Annotated in this window: 16 protein-coding genes; 12 read left to right on the forward strand and 4 right to left on the reverse strand. The window is 64.9% G+C overall.

What is annotated here, in order from left to right:
- Window positions 1-384: 384 nt before the first annotated feature.
- Both EWH21_RS00005 and EWH21_RS00010 read right to left on the reverse strand, forming a co-directional pair.
- Window positions 385-1,608, reverse strand: a complete 1,224-nt coding sequence (locus EWH21_RS00005) for a CaiB/BaiF CoA-transferase family protein (RefSeq protein WP_277699500.1) — start codon at window positions 1,606-1,608, stop codon at window positions 385-387.
- A gap of 57 nt (window positions 1,609-1,665) precedes the next feature.
- Entirely contained in the window at window positions 1,666-2,844 is a 1,179-nt protein-coding gene (locus EWH21_RS00010) for an acyl-CoA dehydrogenase (RefSeq protein ID WP_037054635.1), read from the reverse strand.
- A gap of 180 nt (window positions 2,845-3,024) precedes the next feature.
- Here EWH21_RS00010 and EWH21_RS00015 point away from each other — a divergent pair, with 180 nt between their 5' ends.
- The 9 genes from EWH21_RS00015 to EWH21_RS00055 all read left to right on the forward strand — a co-directional run bounded on the left by EWH21_RS00015 (window position 3,025) and on the right by EWH21_RS00055 (window position 11,096).
- Entirely contained in the window at window positions 3,025-3,921 is an 897-nt protein-coding gene (locus EWH21_RS00015; protein ID WP_277699501.1) for a LysR family transcriptional regulator, read from the forward strand.
- Window positions 3,922-4,383: 462 nt separating this feature from the next.
- A complete protein-coding gene (locus EWH21_RS00020) occupies window positions 4,384-5,505 on the forward strand; it encodes a Re/Si-specific NAD(P)(+) transhydrogenase subunit alpha (protein WP_037054631.1) in 1,122 nt (373 codons plus the stop codon).
- Window positions 5,506-5,516: 11 nt separating this feature from the next.
- Window positions 5,517-5,831, forward strand: a complete 315-nt coding sequence (locus tag EWH21_RS00025; protein WP_037054628.1) for an NAD(P) transhydrogenase subunit alpha — start codon at window positions 5,517-5,519, stop codon at window positions 5,829-5,831.
- 2 nt (window positions 5,832-5,833) lie between these two features.
- A complete protein-coding gene (locus EWH21_RS00030; protein ID WP_277699502.1) occupies window positions 5,834-7,270 on the forward strand; it encodes an NAD(P)(+) transhydrogenase (Re/Si-specific) subunit beta in 1,437 nt (478 codons plus the stop codon).
- Between the two features lie 358 nt (window positions 7,271-7,628).
- Window positions 7,629-7,844 carry a DUF1127 domain-containing protein gene (locus tag EWH21_RS00035; protein WP_037054622.1) on the forward strand — a complete coding sequence of 72 codons (216 nt, stop codon included), beginning with the start codon at window positions 7,629-7,631 and terminating at the stop codon, window positions 7,842-7,844.
- Window positions 7,845-8,069: 225 nt separating this feature from the next.
- Entirely contained in the window at window positions 8,070-8,273 is a 204-nt protein-coding gene (locus tag EWH21_RS00040; protein WP_037054620.1) for a DUF1127 domain-containing protein, read from the forward strand.
- Window positions 8,274-8,356: 83 nt separating this feature from the next.
- Entirely contained in the window at window positions 8,357-8,680 is a 324-nt protein-coding gene (locus tag EWH21_RS00045; protein ID WP_037054618.1) for a DUF2388 domain-containing protein, read from the forward strand.
- Window positions 8,681-8,823: 143 nt separating this feature from the next.
- Window positions 8,824-9,144 carry a DUF2388 domain-containing protein gene (locus EWH21_RS00050; RefSeq protein WP_277699503.1) on the forward strand — a complete coding sequence of 107 codons (321 nt, stop codon included), beginning with the start codon at window positions 8,824-8,826 and terminating at the stop codon, window positions 9,142-9,144.
- Window positions 9,141-11,096 (forward strand): DUF4105 domain-containing protein, encoded by a 1,956-nt coding sequence (locus EWH21_RS00055; protein ID WP_277699504.1) that lies wholly within the window; start codon window positions 9,141-9,143, stop codon window positions 11,094-11,096. Before EWH21_RS00050 ends, EWH21_RS00055 begins: the two co-directional genes overlap by 4 nt.
- An 8-nt stretch (window positions 11,097-11,104) precedes the next feature.
- On the opposite strand, the gene EWH21_RS00060 is transcribed toward EWH21_RS00055, so the two are convergent.
- Window positions 11,105-11,506, reverse strand: coding sequence for a GFA family protein (locus EWH21_RS00060; protein WP_277699505.1), 402 nt, complete (start codon window positions 11,504-11,506; stop codon window positions 11,105-11,107).
- A 109-nt stretch (window positions 11,507-11,615) separates the two neighbouring features.
- On the opposite strand from EWH21_RS00060, the gene EWH21_RS00065 reads away from it, so the two are divergent.
- Window positions 11,616-12,479, forward strand: a complete 864-nt coding sequence (locus EWH21_RS00065; RefSeq protein ID WP_277700644.1) for an AEC family transporter — start codon at window positions 11,616-11,618, stop codon at window positions 12,477-12,479.
- Between the two features lie 16 nt (window positions 12,480-12,495).
- On the opposite strand, the gene EWH21_RS00070 is transcribed toward EWH21_RS00065, so the two are convergent.
- Window positions 12,496-13,230 (reverse strand): transporter substrate-binding domain-containing protein, encoded by a 735-nt coding sequence (locus EWH21_RS00070; RefSeq protein WP_277699506.1) that lies wholly within the window; start codon window positions 13,228-13,230, stop codon window positions 12,496-12,498.
- A gap of 166 nt (window positions 13,231-13,396) precedes the next feature.
- Here EWH21_RS00070 and EWH21_RS00075 point away from each other — a divergent pair, with 166 nt between their 5' ends.
- Together EWH21_RS00075 and EWH21_RS00080 are read left to right on the forward strand one after the other, a co-directional pair.
- Window positions 13,397-14,524, forward strand: coding sequence for a PilT/PilU family type 4a pilus ATPase (locus EWH21_RS00075; RefSeq protein ID WP_150607107.1), 1,128 nt, complete (start codon window positions 13,397-13,399; stop codon window positions 14,522-14,524).
- Window positions 14,525-14,609: 85 nt separating this feature from the next.
- Complete coding sequence (locus tag EWH21_RS00080; RefSeq protein WP_277699507.1) at window positions 14,610-16,250, forward strand: Na/Pi cotransporter family protein; 1,641 nt, start codon at window positions 14,610-14,612, stop codon at window positions 16,248-16,250.

Raw genomic sequence — 16,250 nt, forward strand, 5'->3', positions numbered from 1 at the left:
GCTGTTTTTCGAAGAATTTTTTCTTTCTACTCAACCACTTGCGCTTTCGATCAGAGCTTCTTCTCTCCAGCGGGAGGCGCATTCTACAGCGTTCAAAACCGCTGTCAACCACCTCTTTTCTACCGCTTTCGATCCACTTGACCGAATCACCAACAGGGCTCAACCACCACCCTGTCGACCGGCGCGCATTCTACACGCCCGACCCAGCTTTGCAACCCCTCTTTTAAACTTAACTTATTGATTAACAAGAAGTTTTCGAAGAGCTTCATCGCTGAAGTGGCGCGCATTCTACAGCACCAGAACGAGCTGTAAAGCCCTGATATGCAAAAAGTTGCGCAGACTGTTCCAACGGCCTGCGCCTCTTCTATATAGAGAGCGCGAAACTCAGATCACCCCCGCCTCACGCAGTGCAGCGATCTGCCCTTCGCTCATGCCCAGCACCCTCTGCAACAGCGCATCGGTGTGCTGCCCGAGCAGTGGCGGTGCCGAATGGTAGGCCACTGGCGTGTCCGACAGGCGCAGGGGACTGGCGACCTGAGGCGTACGACCGCCAAGCGCATTGGGCAGATCGAAGCTCAACCCACGCGACTGGACCTGCGGATCGGCGAACACCTGCTGCAGATCGTTGATCGGCCCACAGGGCACACCCGCCGCTTCCAGCAGAGCAATCCATTGCGCCGTGGTCTTGAACACGGTGGCCTGGCGCAGCTGCGGGATCAGCTCGGCCCGGTTGGCCACGCGCGCCTTGTTGGTGGCATAGCGCGGATCATCGGCAAGACCGGCGATACCCGCTACCTCGCAGAACTTGCGGAACTGCCCGTCGTTGCCCACGGCCAGGATGAAGTTGCCATCGGCGCTGGGGAAGTCCTGGTAAGGGACGATATTGGGATGGGCATTACCCAGGCGCTTGGGGGATACGTTCGTCGTCAGATAGTTCATGGCCTGGTTCGCCAGACAGGCCACCTGCACGTCGAGCAGCGCCACGTCGATGTGCTGACCGATACCGGACTGTTCGCGCTGATTGAGCGCCGCCAATACGCCCACCGTCGCATACAGCCCGGTGAGGATATCGGTGAGCGCCACGCCGACCTTCATCGGCCCTGCCCCTTCCTCACCCTCAGGGCGCCCCGTCAGGCTCATCAGCCCGCCAAGCCCCTGGATCATGAAGTCGTAGCCGGCACGCTTGGCGTAAGGCCCGGTCTGACCGAAACCGGTAATGGAGCAGTAGATCAGCTTCGGATTGATCGCCTTGAGCGACGCGTAATCCAGGCCATAGGCCGCCAGGCCGCCCACCTTGAAGTTCTCCAGCAGGACATCGCACTGCGCCACCAGCTCGCGAACCAGGCGCTGGCCCTCCGGCTGGGTGAAATCCAGGGTCAGGGACTGCTTGTTGCGATTCGCGCTCTGGAAATAGGCGGCCTCGCGCGAGTCGTTACCCTCGGCATCCTTTATATAGGGAGGCCCCCAATGCCGGGTGTCGTCCCCCGCCCCCGGCTTTTCGACCTTGATCACCTCGGCCCCGAGGTCGCCCAGGATCTGCCCGCACCAGGGCCCGGCAAGTACCCGGGACAGGTCGAGCACGCGAATATGGGAAAGAGCACCGGACATGGAGATCCTCCGCATGGCGCGCCAAGCGCGCCATGGATCAGTGAGAGGCGCGAGCCTTTAGAAGAACGCCTGGATGCCGGTTTGCGCACGACCGAGAATCAGCGCGTGCACGTCATGCGTGCCTTCATAGGTGTTGACCACCTCGAGGTTGACCAGATGACGGGCGATGCCGAACTCGTCGCTGATGCCATTGCCGCCCAGCATGTCACGGGCCAGGCGCGCGATGTCGAGCGCCTTGCCGCAGCTGTTGCGCTTCATGATCGAGGTGATTTCCACCGCTGCGGTGCCTTCGTCCTTCATCCTTCCCAAGCGCAGGCAGCCTTGCAGGGCCAGGGTGATTTCGGTCTGCATGTCCGCCAGCTTCTTCTGGATCAGCTGGTTGGCCGCCAGCGGACGGCCGAACTGGTTGCGATCCAGCACGTACTGCCGCGCGGTGTGCCAGCAGAACTCGGCGGCGCCCAGCGCCCCCCAGCTGATGCCGTAACGCGCAGAGTTCAGGCAGGTGAACGGGCCACGCAGGCCACGCACATCCGGGAAGGCGTTCTCTTCGGGACAGAACACGTTGTCCATGACGATCTCGCCGGTGATCGAGGCGCGCAGCCCGACCTTGCCGTGAATCGCCGGAGCGGAAAGCCCCTCCCAGCCCTTCTCCAGCACGAAGCCACGAATCTCGCCGGCATCGTCCTTGGCCCAGACCACGAAGACGTCGGCGATCGGGCTGTTGGTGATCCACATCTTGCTGCCGCTCAGGCGGTAACCGCCCTCGACCTTCTTCGCACGCGTGACCATCGAACCCGGATCGGAACCGTGGTTCGGCTCGGTCAGGCCGAAGCAACCGATGTATTCGCCGCTGGCCAGCTTGGGCAGGTACTTCTGCTTGGTCGCTTCATTGCCGAACTCGTTGATCGGCACCATCACCAGGGAGGATTGCACGCTCATCATCGAGCGATAGCCGGAGTCGATGCGCTCCACTTCCCGGGCGATCAGCCCGTAGCAGACATAGTTCAGGCCACTGCCACCGTAGGCCTCGGGAATGGTCGCGCCGAGCAGCCCGGTCTCACCCATCTCGCGGAAGATCTTCGGGTCGGTCTGCTCATGACGGAAGGCCTCCAGCACACGAGGTGCCAGCTTGTCATCGGCGAACTGTTGGGCGCTGTCGCGCACCATGCGCTCTTCTTCGGTCAGTTGCTGATCGAGCAGCAGCGGGTCGATCCAGTTGAAGCTTGCCTTGGCCATTGCGAGAAACCTCGAAACGATGAAGTGAGCGGCCGGCGCAACCGACCCCGTATAAGGATGATCCTAGGACGACCTGGCAGGCAGGACAAACGCAGAATTCGCACAGACCTGTGCTTTTTCCTCACTTCGAGATAGCTTAACCAGCAATTAACGCCACTTCCGTGTGAGGCTTTCGCATAAATGCGCCGCAAGATCCCCAGCACCGCCGCCCTGGTCGCCTTCGAGTCTGCAGCACGTCACCAGAGCTTCACCAAGGCGGCCGATGAGCTGAACCTGACGCAGAGTGCCATCTGCCGGCAGATCGGCGGGCTGGAAAGCTTCCTCAACGTCGAGCTGTTCCGCCGCTCGCGCCGTGGCGTGGTGCTGACCGAGGCCGGCATCGCCTACAGCCGCAAGGTGGCCGCCCAGCTCGATGCCGTGGAACGTGACACCCTGGCCCTGATGGGCAACCAGGGCACCACCAGCATCGAGCTGGCGGTGGTGCCGACATTCGGTACCCAGTGGCTGTTGCCACGCCTGCGCGCCTTCCAGCGGCTGCACCCCGAGGTCACGGTGCACCTGACCAACCGCACTCGCCCCTTCCTGTTCGCCGACACCCACTTCGATGCCGCCATCTACTACGGCGATGCCGAATGGTCAGGCACCGAGGCGCACTTCCTGATGCCCGAGCACCTGCTGCCGGTGTGCAGCCCGGCGCTGCTGGGACAGGGCGAGATCGATGCGCAGCGTATCGCCACCCTGCCACTGCTGCAGCAGACCACCCGCCCCTATGCCTGGCGCCAGTGGTTCGCGGCGCAAGGCATGAGCGTCGCCCGCGACATGACCGGGCCTCGCCTGGAGTTGTTTTCCATGCTGGCCCAGGCTGCCCGCCATGAAATGGGCGTCGCCCTGATTCCCCCCTTCCTGATCCAGCGGGAACTCGAAGAAGGCAGCCTGGTGATCGCCATGGACGCGGCCGTGCCGGACAACGACCGTGCGTACTACCTGATGGTGCCGGAGCGCAAGGCCGAGTCCGCGGCGCTCAAGGCCTTCCGCGACTGGCTGCAAGGCGAGGCACGCGCCTACCGAGCCGAGTAGTCATGCCCCTACTCTTTTCGACCGAGAGCAGCGAAACAGAATCCGGATTGAACACGTAGGGCGCCATCGGTCACACTACACGGCGCTCTGCCCGATTCATTCACAAAAGCCCCTGTCTCTGGGGTATTGCGTGATTTTGAACACGTCGTTCATTACTTTTCACACCCCAGCCGATTCGACCAACGGTCATTCCGCTCATGAATACCGGCATGGCCGCCAAACCTGCATGAAACCTGCTGCCGACCGGGCGCCACGCGGGCTGCGCGCAGTATAAAAATCCCTCATAGACCCATTACTTGTAGTAATGCATTTTTTTTACTCCATAACTTCTTGTAAGGGTTTGCGTTCGACTGCACAATCGCCGCGCCCGCCATTCACTATCGGGTTATGTGCTGATCCCCAATCGCCGGCGCGCCAGCGCAGTGCCCCGGTTCACAAAAAAGATCACGCAGGAGATTAGAAGTGCACATTGGTGTTCCTCTCGAAACCCATGCAGGGGAGACGCGGGTTGCCGCGACCCCCGAGACCATCAAGAAGCTGGTCGGCCAAGGTCATCAGGTGACCGTGCAAGCCGGGGCCGGCGTCAGCGCCAGCATTCCGGACAGCGCGTATGAGGCCGCTGGCGCAACCATTGGCAACGATTCGGCCGCCTTCGGCGCCGACCTGGTGCTCAAGGTGGTCGCACCCACCGACGCCGAACTGACTCACATGAAGTCCGGCGCCGTGCTGGTTGGCATGCTCAACCCGTTCTGCAATGAAACCATTGCGCGCATGAATGCCCGCGGCATCACTGCCTTCGCCCTGGAGGCCGCGCCGCGTACCTCCCGCGCACAGAGCCTGGACGTGCTGTCGTCCCAGGCCAACATCGCCGGCTACAAGGCGGTGATGCTGGCGGCCAACCACTACCCGCGCTTCATGCCCATGCTGATGACCGCCGCCGGTACCGTTAAGGCGGCCCGCGTGCTGATCCTCGGTGCAGGTGTCGCCGGCCTGCAGGCCATCGCCACCGCCAAGCGTCTGGGTGCCGTGATCGAGGCATCGGATGTGCGCCCGGCAGTGAAAGAGCAGATCGAGTCGCTCGGCGCCAAGTTCGTCGACGTCCCCTTCGAGACCGACGAGGAGCGCGAGTGCGCGCAAGGCGTGGGCGGCTATGCCCGGCCGATGCCGCAATCCTGGATGGAGCGTCAGGCCAAGGCGGTGCACGAGCGCGCCAAGCAGGCCGACATCGTCATCACCACTGCGCTGATTCCGGGCCGCAAGGCTCCGACGCTTCTGCACGAAAGCACGGTGGCCGAAATGAAGCCGGGCTCCGTGGTCATCGACCTGGCTGCCGCTCAAGGCGGCAACTGCCCGCTGACCGAGGCCGATCAGGTCGTGGTCAAGCACGGCGTCACCTTCGTCGGCCACACCAACCTGGCCGCGCTGGTGCCGGCGGATGCCTCGGCGCTGTATGCACGCAACCTGCTGGACTTCCTCAAGCTCGTGATCGACCAGGAAGGCCAGTTCCAGCTCAACCTCGAAGACGACATCGTCGCCGCCTGCCTGATGTGCAAGGACGGTGAAGTCGTGCGCAAGAACGGCTAAGGAGTAGGGACATGGATCTGATTTCCGACGGCATCTACAACCTGATCATCTTCGTGCTGGCTATCTATGTCGGCTACCACGTGGTCTGGAACGTCACCCCGGCCCTGCACACCCCGCTGATGGCGGTCACCAATGCCATCTCGGCGATCGTCATCGTCGGCGCCATGCTGGCGGCCGCACTGACCGTCACGCCGCTGGGCAAGGCCATGGGCACCCTGGCCGTGGCCCTGGCCGCCGTCAACGTCTTCGGCGGCTTCCTGGTCACCCGACGCATGCTGGAAATGTTCAAGAAGAAAGCGCCGAAAGCACCTGTGGAGAAACACTGACCATGAGCATGAACCTGATCACTGTTCTCTACCTCGTCGCCTCGGTGTGCTTCATCCAGGCGCTCAAGGGCCTGTCGCACCCGACCACGTCGCGGCGCGGCAACCTGTTCGGCATGATCGGCATGGGCATCGCGGTGGTCACCACCGTCGGCCTGATCTACAAGCTCGGCGCCGATCTGGCCGTGCAGGGTATCGGCTTCGTGGTCGTCGGCCTGCTGGTCGGCGGTAGCGTCGGCACCGTCATGGCCAAGCGCGTGGAAATGACCAAGATGCCGGAGCTGGTCGCCTTCATGCACAGCATGATCGGCCTGGCTGCCGTGTTCATCGCCATCGCCGCCGTGGTCGAACCGCAGTCGCTGGGTATCGTCGCCGCCCTGGGCGATGCGATCCCGTCCGGCAACCGCCTGGAGCTGTTCCTCGGCGCGGCCATCGGTGCCATCACCTTCTCCGGTTCGGTGATCGCCTTCGGCAAGCTGTCGGGCAAGTACAAGTTCCGTCTGTTCCAGGGCGCCCCGGTGGTGTTCAAGGGCCAGCACCTGGTCAACCTCGCGGTCGGCCTGGCGATCCTCGCCCTGGGCCTGTACTTCACCTTCACCGGCAACATCACCGCATTCGCAGTGCTGGTGGCGCTGGCCTTCGTCATCGGCGTGCTGATCATCATCCCGATCGGTGGCGCCGACATGCCGGTGGTGGTGTCGATGCTCAACTCCTACTCGGGCTGGGCGGCCGCCGGTATCGGCTTCTCGCTGAACAACTCGATGCTGATCGTCGCCGGCTCGCTGGTCGGCTCCTCGGGCGCCATCCTCTCGTACATCATGTGCAAGGCGATGAACCGTTCGTTCTTCAACGTCATCCTCGGCGGCTTCGGTGCCGACGCAGATGCCGGTGCGGCAGGCGGCAGCCAGGAGCAGCGCAGCGTGAAGTCGGGTTCGAGCGACGACGCCGCCTTCCTGCTGACCAACGCCGACACCGTGGTGATCGTCCCCGGCTATGGCCTGGCGGTTGCCCGTGCCCAGCACGCGCTGATGGAACTGGCGGAGAAGCTGACCCACCGTGGCGTGACCGTGAAGTACGCGATCCACCCGGTTGCCGGCCGCATGCCGGGCCACATGAACGTCCTGCTGGCCGAGGCCGAGGTGCCGTACGAGCAGGTGTTCGAAATGGAGGACATCAACTCCGAGTTCGGCCAGACCGACGTGGTACTGGTGCTCGGCGCCAACGACGTGGTCAACCCGGCCGCGAAGAACGATCCGAAGTCGCCGATCGCCGGCATGCCGATCCTCGAGGCCTACAAGGCCAAGACCGTGATCGTCAACAAGCGCTCGATGGCCAGCGGCTACGCCGGCCTGGACAACGAACTGTTCTACATGGACAAGACCATGATGGTCTTCGGCGATGCCAAGAAGGTCATCGAGGACATGGTCAAGGCCGTGGAATAAGCCCTGACCAGTCAGACAGGAAACCCGGCCTCGCGCCGGGTTTTCCGTTTCTGGAACCGGTAAAAAAGCTGAATTTCAGGTCAAACGGCACGGCCAATCAATTTGCAACTGTACTGCTCGAAAGACCATGAAGAACGGGTTGCACCCAGCTAAAAATCTCGCATAAATGGGTTGCACCCAGTTTTTTAACTTATGGCCAGTACAGTTCATTCATTTCCTGACCAAACAGTTACAAAGCAACCTATCTAATAGCACAACAATTTCATCCAGCTGTGACTACTGGGCCACGCTCGCGCTCGGGATAATTTCCCCATCGAAAGCAAACACCAGACCCGCCACAAGCGGAAGGATGACCACCATGGAACGTACCCTCAGTTCCGCCCTGCTCCAAACTCACAGCGTTGCCAGTGACAAGTCTGCCTGGCCCCTGCGCCTGATCGCCACCCTCAGCCTGTGGCAGCGCCGCATCGTCAGCCGTCGTCAACTGGCTCGACTGGATGCCCGCCTGCTCGCTGACGCCGGCATCACCGAAAATCAGCGTTTCGTCGAACTGCAAAAGCCGTTCTGGCGCTGATTGACCGCTTTGCTCCATCCCAGAATTGGGATCTTCTGAGAGCTCCACCGTCTCTGCTGCGGTGGGGCTTTCGTTTTATCTGGAACAGTCGTCGCCCTGACGAGCAGTACAGTTGCCAGGTAACAGACACTGCCCCTGCACAATTCCCCCCGTTTGTATCTGCTCCTCGACAACCATTGGCGAGATCATGGACTGCCACACCTTGTCTCTGGACAGGAGCACGCCATGGACCGCACGCACTCCCCGCTCTCGCAGCACGCACATCCCCACGCCCTGGACTCCCTGCGCCTCTACGCGCTGCTGCGCCATTGGCAGCGCAACCTGCGCACGCGCCGCCAGCTGGCCCAGTTGAATGCACAACAGCTGGCCGACGCGGGCATCAGCCCGGCCCAGCGCGAGCAGGAACTGGCCAAGCCCTTCTGGCGCTAGGCCAGCAATGGAGTGCACAGGCCTTCTGGGCTAAGCTGCGGACGCGGGCAGCACCTTGTCCCGTAACCTCGGAGTGACCCCAGATGCCTCTCAACAAATCCTTCAGCGCTGCCCTGCTGACGATGCTGCTCGTCGGCAGTGCCAGCGCCAGTAGCCTGGTCGCCACCACGGATACCCTGGTGGGCGCCCTGGCCGGCACGGCCGAAGGCCTCTCGGATGCGACCAGCTCCCTGCGCGACATGAAGCAGATACGCGCCGCTCGCGAGGACGCCGCCAGCTTCGTCGCCAGCGACGGCGCCATCCGCAGCGCCAGGCTGGAAGCTGCCCTGCTGCAGATTCGCAGCCATGCCAGCGAGCTGGCGCAGGCCGATGACCTGACCCTGGCACAAGCCATTCTCAGCCTGTAGAAGGCTCCACGCCCCTGCCGGTCGACTCACTGCTGACCGGCTTCGCTGCGCCCCGTACACTTCCCCGAGCGACCGCGCACGGGGAACCGCGCAGGCTTGCCCACGTCAAATCGTCCGTTCTGCAGTTCTCGGAGCTACTCATCATGCGTCGTTCACTCCTCATCGCCCTCACCGCTTGTGCCCTGTGCAGCGGCCTCGCCCAGGCACAGACCCTGGTCGCCACCAGCAACATCGTCGTGCGCGCGCTGGATCGCAGCATCAACTTCACCTCCGATACCACCACCTCGCTGCGCGACATGAAGGCCGTGGTGCAGGCCCGCGACGACGCGGCCAGTTTCGTTGCCAGTGCCGGCGAAATCCGCGGCGCGCAACTGGAAGCCGCCCTGCAGACCATTCGCCAGCAGTTGCCAGAGGCCCGACAAGCCAGCGACCTGCAACTCGCCGAAGCCATCCTCGCCCTGTGACTCGCCTCGCCGCCTGGTGCTGCGGCGTTCTGCTGACGCTCGCCACGGGCCTCGCCCAGGCACAGCTGCGCCTGGTGCTGGACGACGACGCACTCGCTGCGGCCGAGCGCCAGGCCAGCCAGACACTGCTGGACGAGGCCATGGCGGCGTTACCGCCAAGTTTCATCGCGCGGCTGGATCGCGTGGTCGGCGTCAGCTGGCGTGCCGACATGCCGGCCGACGTCTACGGTCAGGTCGGGCGTTTCAGCGGTATCGAGCTCAATGCCGCGCTGCTGCCAAGGCTGGTGAACGGTTCGGCGGCCCGCAATCGCACCGGTCGCGCCCACGGCACCCAGCGCCAGGAGCTGCTGGCCACCCTGCTGCACGAGCTGACCCACCTCTACGATCGCGCCCGGCTCTGGCCCACCGCCGAGCGCCAGCGCATCAACCAGTGTCGGCAGCGCGCCAGGTCGACCGGCCTGGTCGGGCTGGCGGACGAGTGCCGTGGCCAGACCGAGCGCCGCTTCACCCTCAGCGACGACCCACGTCTGCTCGACCTGGCCGGCTGGGCGCAGCGGGTCGGCAGGCGCGGCGCACGCGACACGGACAACGGCCAGGTGGCGCGCAGCCCGGACGACTACGAACTGCGCAACGCACTGGAGTTCGTCGCGGTCAACCTCGAATACTTCCTGCTCGATCCGAGCTACGCCTGTCGCCGCCCGTCACTGGCTCGCTACTGGCGCGAGCACTTCGACTGGACACCTCCGACCGCGACCTGCGCCAGCGATTACCCCTACCTCAACGCCGGGCGCGACTTCGCCCGCCAGCCGCTGGGGCGCCTGGACCCGGAGCGCGTGTACGAGGTCGACTACCTGCTCGCCGAAGCCAACGATGCCTGGATGAGCCGTTGGGGCCACAGCATGTTGCGCCTGGTGGTCTGCGCACCGGGCAGGCCGCGTGGCCCGGATTGCCGGCTGGATCTGGACCAGCACCTGGTGCTGTCCTATCGCGCCTTCGTCGGCGACCTGCAGCTCTCCAGCTGGGATGGCCTGACCGGCGTCTACCCATCGCGCCTGTTCGTCCTGCCACTGGAGCAGGTGATCGACGAATACACCAAGGTCGAGCTGCGCAGCCTGGCCTCGGTGCCACTGCGCCTGTCACGCGACCAGCTCGAGCAACTGGTGACCCGTGCCGTGGAGCAGCACTGGACCTATGACGGCGACTACTACTTCATCTCCAACAACTGCGCGGTGGAAACCCTCAAGCTGCTGCGCAGCGGCACCGGCAACCCGCAGCTGCAGGCGCTCGACAGCATCCTGCCCAACGGCCTGCTGCAGCTGATGGACGCCCGCGGCCTGGCCGACACCTCGGTGCTGGACGACCCGCGCGAAGCGCTGCGCCTGGGCTATCGCTTCGACTCCTTCCGCGAGCGCTACCAGGCGATGTTCGGCGTGTTGCGCCAGCGCCTGCCGATCCCGCAGGGCAGCGTCGAAGCCTGGCTGGAACAACCCGCAGAGGATCGTCGCCAGTGGTTCAGCCAGGCCGATCTGCGTGCCAGCGCCGCCCTGCTGCTGCTCGAACAAGCCGCCCTGCGCCGCCAGTTGCTGCTCGCCCAGGACGAACTCAAGCAGCGCTACCTGAGCGGGCGTGCCGCTGGCGACCCCAACCTGAACAAGGCCGGCAGCGCGCTGGAACAGATTCTCGCCAACAGCGGCTTCCTCAGTCGCCCCGCAGAATTGCTCGACGGAGGTTATGGCCTGCCGCAGCACAGCGAGTGGCAGGGGCTGGAGAACCGCAGCCGTGAGCGGCAGCAGCAGCTGCGCCAGCTAAGCGACGAACTCGACGGCGAGGTGCGCAAGCTGCTGGAACCCGGGCGTCTGCTCGAACTGGAGGCCAACGAGACCAACCTCCTCGCCCTCGGTGAGCACCTGCGCGCGCTGCACAAGGCCAGCGGAGGCCTGGAGCTGCCCTGACGCCCCCGCTACAGCAGCTCCTCATCTTCCTCCGGCAGCTGCGGATCGACGCTGAGCCATGGCAGACGGCTGCCCACCCAGATGTGTCGATTGGCCGGCGCCCGCTCCGGCGCATCGAGGGTGGCGACTGTCACGTCCAGCGTCTGCGGGCTGAGCGTGGTGAACAACGCCAGGTGCGCGCCACAGTCGGCGCAGAAGTAGCGCGAGCAACTGGCCGATGAAGCGAAGGTGCGTGGCTGCCCCTGCAACCACTGGAAGCTCGTCCTGGGCACCGTGACCCAGGTGGTGAGAATGCCACCGCTGCTGCGCCGGCAGATGGCGCAGTGACAATGCGCACTGTCCGACAGCGGCGCCTCGATCCGATAACGCAGGGCACCGCACTGGCAGCCACCCTCATGCTGCTCGCTCATCTCTTCGCTCCGTCTTGCATTGCCATGCGCCGCTGACCAAGATAGGCCCTCACCACCGTCGGGGGTTACCGTGATAGACCTGCTGCTGGCCTTGTGGCCGCTGTTCGCCATGATAGTCGCCGGCTACTGGCTGCGCCTGCGTGAGTTCCCCAGCGAGGCCTTCTGGCCAGGTGCCGAACGCCTCAACTACTTCATCCTGTTCCCCGCGCTGCTGTTCTCCAGCCTGGCCCGGGCGCCTCTGAACAACCCCGCCCTGCCGCGCCTGGCCCTCGCCGTGCTGCTGGCCCTGGGCATCGCCTGGATCGCCCTGCTGCTGGTACGCCGCCTGCGTGGCTGGCCGGCCGGGCGCTTCGGCGCCTTCAGCCAGGGCATCCTGCGCTTCAATACCTACCTGGGACTGGCAGCGGTGGGCAGCCTGTTCGGCCAGCAAGGCCTGACCCTGGCCGCGCTGATGCTGGCCCTGATGGTGCCGACGGTGAACGTGCTGTCGGTCTGGTCGCTGACCGCCGAACGCGGTGTCAGCGCCCGCAGTCTGCTGCTGCCCATCGCCAAGAATCCGCTGATTCTCGCCTGTGTCGGGGGTGCCCTGTTCAACCTCACGGGCATCGGACTGCCTGGCGGCACGGATCGCCTGCTCAGCCTGCTGGCCGCTGCCAGCCTGCCGCTGGGCCTGCTCTGCGTCGGCGCGGCACTGAAGCCCGAGCAACTGGGCGCCGAGGTGCCCGCGCTGGGCTGGAACAGCGCGCTGCGCCTGCTGGTCATGCCCGTCCTAGCCTGGTGCGTGGCCTGGGCACTGGCGCTGCCGGCCATGGAGAGCGCCGTGCTGGTGCTGTTCTTCGCCTTGCCCACCGCCCCCACGGCCTACGTACTGACCCGCCAGCTGGGCGGCGACAGCCAGCTGATGGCCGGGATCATCACCCTGCAGACCCTGCTGGCAGCGGGTAGCCTGCTGCTGGTCATGATGCTGCTGTGAAATCCGCCGCGACCACCTATTCCACGTAACGATCGACGATGCGCTGGTACTCCCCACTCGCCTTGAGCGCGTCGAGGCCGTGGTCGAAGCGCTCGATCAGCTCCGCCGCCCGCGGATGGCGTCGAGGCACGATGAAATGCAGGGTGTTGCTGCCCAGGGCGTGCGAGCGGTGAAACCGCTCCGCACCGACACCGATCGAGCTGAGGGCGCTTTCCCCCAGATTGCGGTCGGCGATGAAGAGGTCGTCGCGCTGCAGCAGCAACAGCCGTGCACATTCCTTGAGGCCGAGCGGTGAATGGCGCCTGAGCGCGCCCTGGTCGATCAGGCGCTGGATCGCGACGGGCGGCTGCCAGCCCAACGGATAGCAGAGACGAAGCCCCTTGTGGCGCGACAGGTCGTCGAGCTCGAGCGAGTCGCCGACGCGACTGAACAGGTGCTGTTCGGCCTTGTACAGAGGGGCCGAGTAGAGGAAGTCCTGCTCGCGCTGGGTGGAGTGCACGTAGGGAAAGGTGGCGTCGTATTCGCCGCGCGAGGCATTGAGATAGCCGCGGTTCCAGGGCTGCCAATCGAGCGTCATGGCCAGCCCCTGCTCGGCCAGCGCGGCCTGCACCACCTGGGTGAGCATGCCCTGCCCCGGCAACGCCTTGCCCGTGAATGGCGCGTACTCATCCCCCGTGACCAGGTGGAGAACCTCGGCACGTAGCGATGTGCACAGCAGCAGCCCCAGCAGGGCAGCCCTCCAGAATCCCACCACCTTCCTCCCGTATCCGACGTTCAAGCACCAGGCCGTGCCGCAGTGCGGCCGGACGGCGATCCAGCTATAAGGCGACCAATCATCCCGCTCTCTTGATACAAAGCAATGGGCGTGTGCGGACGCCGACTATCCTTGCTGCAACACCACGAACTGCGACCCGCCGATGAACGACACCAGCGCCGAGCAACCCGACGTCTTTCCCTATCTGCAACTGATGCACCAGCATGCGGGCTCGGACCTGTTCTTCAGCGTCGGTGCGCCGCCGCACATGAAAGTCGAGGGGCACAGCCAGCCGGCCGGCCAGCACGTTCTCAAGGCCGGCGAGGTGCAGCAGCTGGCCTATCAGCTGATGACCCAGAAGCAGATCGCCGAGTTCGAGCGCGACCTGGAGATGAATCTCGCGGTCAGCCTGCAGGGTGCCGGGCGCTACCGGGTCAATGTCTATTACCAGCGTGGCGAGGTGGCCATGGTGGTGCGTCTGATCAAGAGCCGGATTCCGGGCGTCGAGCAGCTCGGTCTGCCCAGGCTGCTGGAAAAGCTGGCCATGCAGGATCGCGGGCTGATCCTGGTCACCGGCGCGGCAGGCTCTGGCAAGTCCACCACTCTGGCAGCGATGCTGGACTTCCGCAATCGCCACAAGAGCGGCCATATCGTCTGCATCGAAGACCCCATCGAGTTCCTCCACAGCCACCAGCGCTCGATCATCGATCAGCGCGAAGTCGGCCTCGATACTCACAGCTTCGACGACGCCCTGCGCAACGTGCTGCGCGAGGCGCCGGACGTGATCATGCTCGGCGAAATCCGTGACGCCGCGACCATGCAGCACGCATTGCATTACGCCGAGACCGGCCACCTGTGCGTCGCCACCCTGCATGCCACCAGCAGCAGCCATGCGATCGAGCGGATCGCCCGCTTCTTCCCCGACGAGGCGCGCAAGCAGGTACTGGCCGACGTGGCGCACAACCTCCTCGCCGTGGTGGGCCAGCGCCTGGTCCCCGGCATCGCCCAGAAGCGCGTGGTAGCGGTGGAGCTGATGCTCGGCACGCCCTACATCCGCGACCTGATCCAACGCGATGAGCTGGACGAGTTGCGCGAAGCCATCGCACGTGCGGCGGAACAGGGCCTGCAGACCTTCGACCAGCACCTGTTCGCCCTGCTCGAAGCCGGGCGCATCAACCTGGCCGATGCCCTGAAGTTCGCCGACTCACGCACCGACCTCAGTCTCAAGTTCAAACTCGAGCGTGGCTTCTCCGCCGATGACGCCGAACTCAAGGTGCTGCGCGACGGCTGACTGGCTTTCTGAACGATTTCGGCCGATGCTCAATACAGGCCGAAACCATAATTCCTCATCGGCCGTCTTTCAGGGGGGCCGATTCATGCTGACCCTGCTGCATTTGCTGTCAGCCATTGCCTTGCTGGTCTGGGGCACACACATCGTACGTACCGGCATCCTGCGCGTGTTCGGCTCGCAGTTGCGCAAGGTACTCAGCCACAACGTCAGCCGACGACCGCTGGCCTTCGTCGCCGGTATCGGCGTCACCGCGCTGGTACAGAGCAGCAACGCCACCGCCTTGCTGGTCACGTCCTTCGTCGCCCAGGGGCTGATGGCCCTGGCACCCGGCCTGGCGATCATGCTTGGCGCCGATGTCGGTACCGCGCTGATGGCGCGCGTGCTGACGCTCGACCTGAGCTGGCTGAGCCCTCTGCTGATCTTCATCGGGGTGATCTTCTTCCTCTCGCGCCGGCAGACGCGGGCCGGCCAGCTCGGCCGGGTAGCCATCGGCCTCGGTCTGATGCTGCTGGCACTGGAGCTGATCGTCGCCGCCGCCACGCCAATTACCGAGGCGCGTGGCATCCGCGTGCTGTTCGCCTCGCTGACCGGCGACCTGCTGCTCGATGCCCTGGTCGGCGCCCTGTTCGCCCTGCTGACCTATTCCAGCCTGGCCGCCGTGCTGCTCACCGCGACCCTGGCCGGCGCCGGCATGATCAGCCTGCCAGTGGCCATCGGCCTGGTCATCGGCGCCAACATCGGCAGCGGTCTGCTGGCGTTTCTCACCAGCAGCCTGCAGAACCCGGCCGGACGTCGCGTGGCGCTGGGCAGCCTGATCTACAAGCTGATCGGCCTGCTGCTGGTCCTGCCGGTGCTGCAGCCATTGGCCAACTGGCTGGACAGCCTGAACTGGCGGCCAGCCGAGCTGGTGATCTTCCTCCACCTGTTCTACAACAGCCTGCGCGCCCTGCTGATGCTGCCCAGCGTCGGGCTCATGGCGCGCTTCTGCAACTGGCTGCTGCCGGACCGCCATGACGACAGCGGCGTCGCCCGCCCGCGCCATCTCGACCCGACGGCGCTGGCCACGCCGAGCCTGGCACTGGCCAATGCGGTGCGTGAAACCCTGCGCGCCGGCGACCTGGTCGAGAGCATGCTCAGCCACCTGGGGCCGGTGCTGGAACACAACCAGCCGGCGCTGACCAAGGAACTGCGCAGCCTCAATGACGACGTGGCCAGCCTGTGCCGGGCGATCAAGCTGTACCTCGCGCAGGTGCCCCGCGAAGCACTCAGCGACCACGACAGTCAGCGCTGGGCCGAGATCCTCGAACTGGCGGTGAACCTGGAGCAGGCCGGCGACCTGATCGAGCGCATGCTGGGCAAGATCCAGAGCGAGAAGACCGCGCAACGCCGGGCGTTCTCCGAGAAGGGCCTGGAGGAGCTGACCCACCTGCACACCCAGCTGAGGGCCAACCTGCGCCTCGGCCTGAACGTCTTTCTCAGTGCCGACCAGGCCAGCGCCAGCCAGCTGCTGCGCGAGAAGAGCCGTTTCCGCGCACAGGAACGGCGCCTGGCGCACGCACACATCGGCCGGCTGCAACGCCAGGTGGTGCAGAGCATCGAGACCAGCTCGCTGCACCTGGAGCTGATCGCCGACATGAAGCGACTCAACTCGCTGTTCTGCGCCAGCGCCTACGTGGTGCTGGAAAGCCGGGACACCGGCGCCCTGCAGGCCGATGGCGGCGAGTGA

The organism is Pseudomonas sp. REST10 (assembly GCF_029542605.1).
Lineage (GTDB): Bacteria > Pseudomonadota > Gammaproteobacteria > Pseudomonadales > Pseudomonadaceae > Aquipseudomonas > Aquipseudomonas khazarica.

Excerpts from the sequence above, each read along its gene's own strand:
- EWH21_RS00005 (WP_277699500.1), bottom strand. The coding sequence starts at position 1,608 with ATGTCCGGTGCTCTTTCCCATATTCGCGTGCTCGACCTGTCCCGGGTA.
- EWH21_RS00010 (WP_037054635.1), bottom strand. The coding sequence starts at position 2,844 with ATGGCCAAGGCAAGCTTCAACTGGATCGACCCGCTGCTGCTCGATCAG.
- EWH21_RS00015 (WP_277699501.1), top strand. The coding sequence starts at position 3,025 with ATGCGCCGCAAGATCCCCAGCACCGCCGCCCTGGTCGCCTTCGAGTCT.
- EWH21_RS00025 (WP_037054628.1), top strand. The coding sequence starts at position 5,517 with ATGGATCTGATTTCCGACGGCATCTACAACCTGATCATCTTCGTGCTG.
- EWH21_RS00030 (WP_277699502.1), top strand. The coding sequence starts at position 5,834 with ATGAGCATGAACCTGATCACTGTTCTCTACCTCGTCGCCTCGGTGTGC.
- EWH21_RS00035 (WP_037054622.1), top strand. The coding sequence starts at position 7,629 with ATGGAACGTACCCTCAGTTCCGCCCTGCTCCAAACTCACAGCGTTGCC.
- EWH21_RS00040 (WP_037054620.1), top strand. The coding sequence starts at position 8,070 with ATGGACCGCACGCACTCCCCGCTCTCGCAGCACGCACATCCCCACGCC.
- EWH21_RS00045 (WP_037054618.1), top strand. The coding sequence starts at position 8,357 with ATGCCTCTCAACAAATCCTTCAGCGCTGCCCTGCTGACGATGCTGCTC.
- EWH21_RS00050 (WP_277699503.1), top strand. The coding sequence starts at position 8,824 with ATGCGTCGTTCACTCCTCATCGCCCTCACCGCTTGTGCCCTGTGCAGC.
- EWH21_RS00060 (WP_277699505.1), bottom strand. The coding sequence starts at position 11,506 with ATGAGCGAGCAGCATGAGGGTGGCTGCCAGTGCGGTGCCCTGCGTTAT.
- EWH21_RS00065 (WP_277700644.1), top strand. The coding sequence starts at position 11,616 with ATGATAGTCGCCGGCTACTGGCTGCGCCTGCGTGAGTTCCCCAGCGAG.
- EWH21_RS00075 (WP_150607107.1), top strand. The coding sequence starts at position 13,397 with ATGAACGACACCAGCGCCGAGCAACCCGACGTCTTTCCCTATCTGCAA.
- EWH21_RS00080 (WP_277699507.1), top strand. The coding sequence starts at position 14,610 with ATGCTGACCCTGCTGCATTTGCTGTCAGCCATTGCCTTGCTGGTCTGG.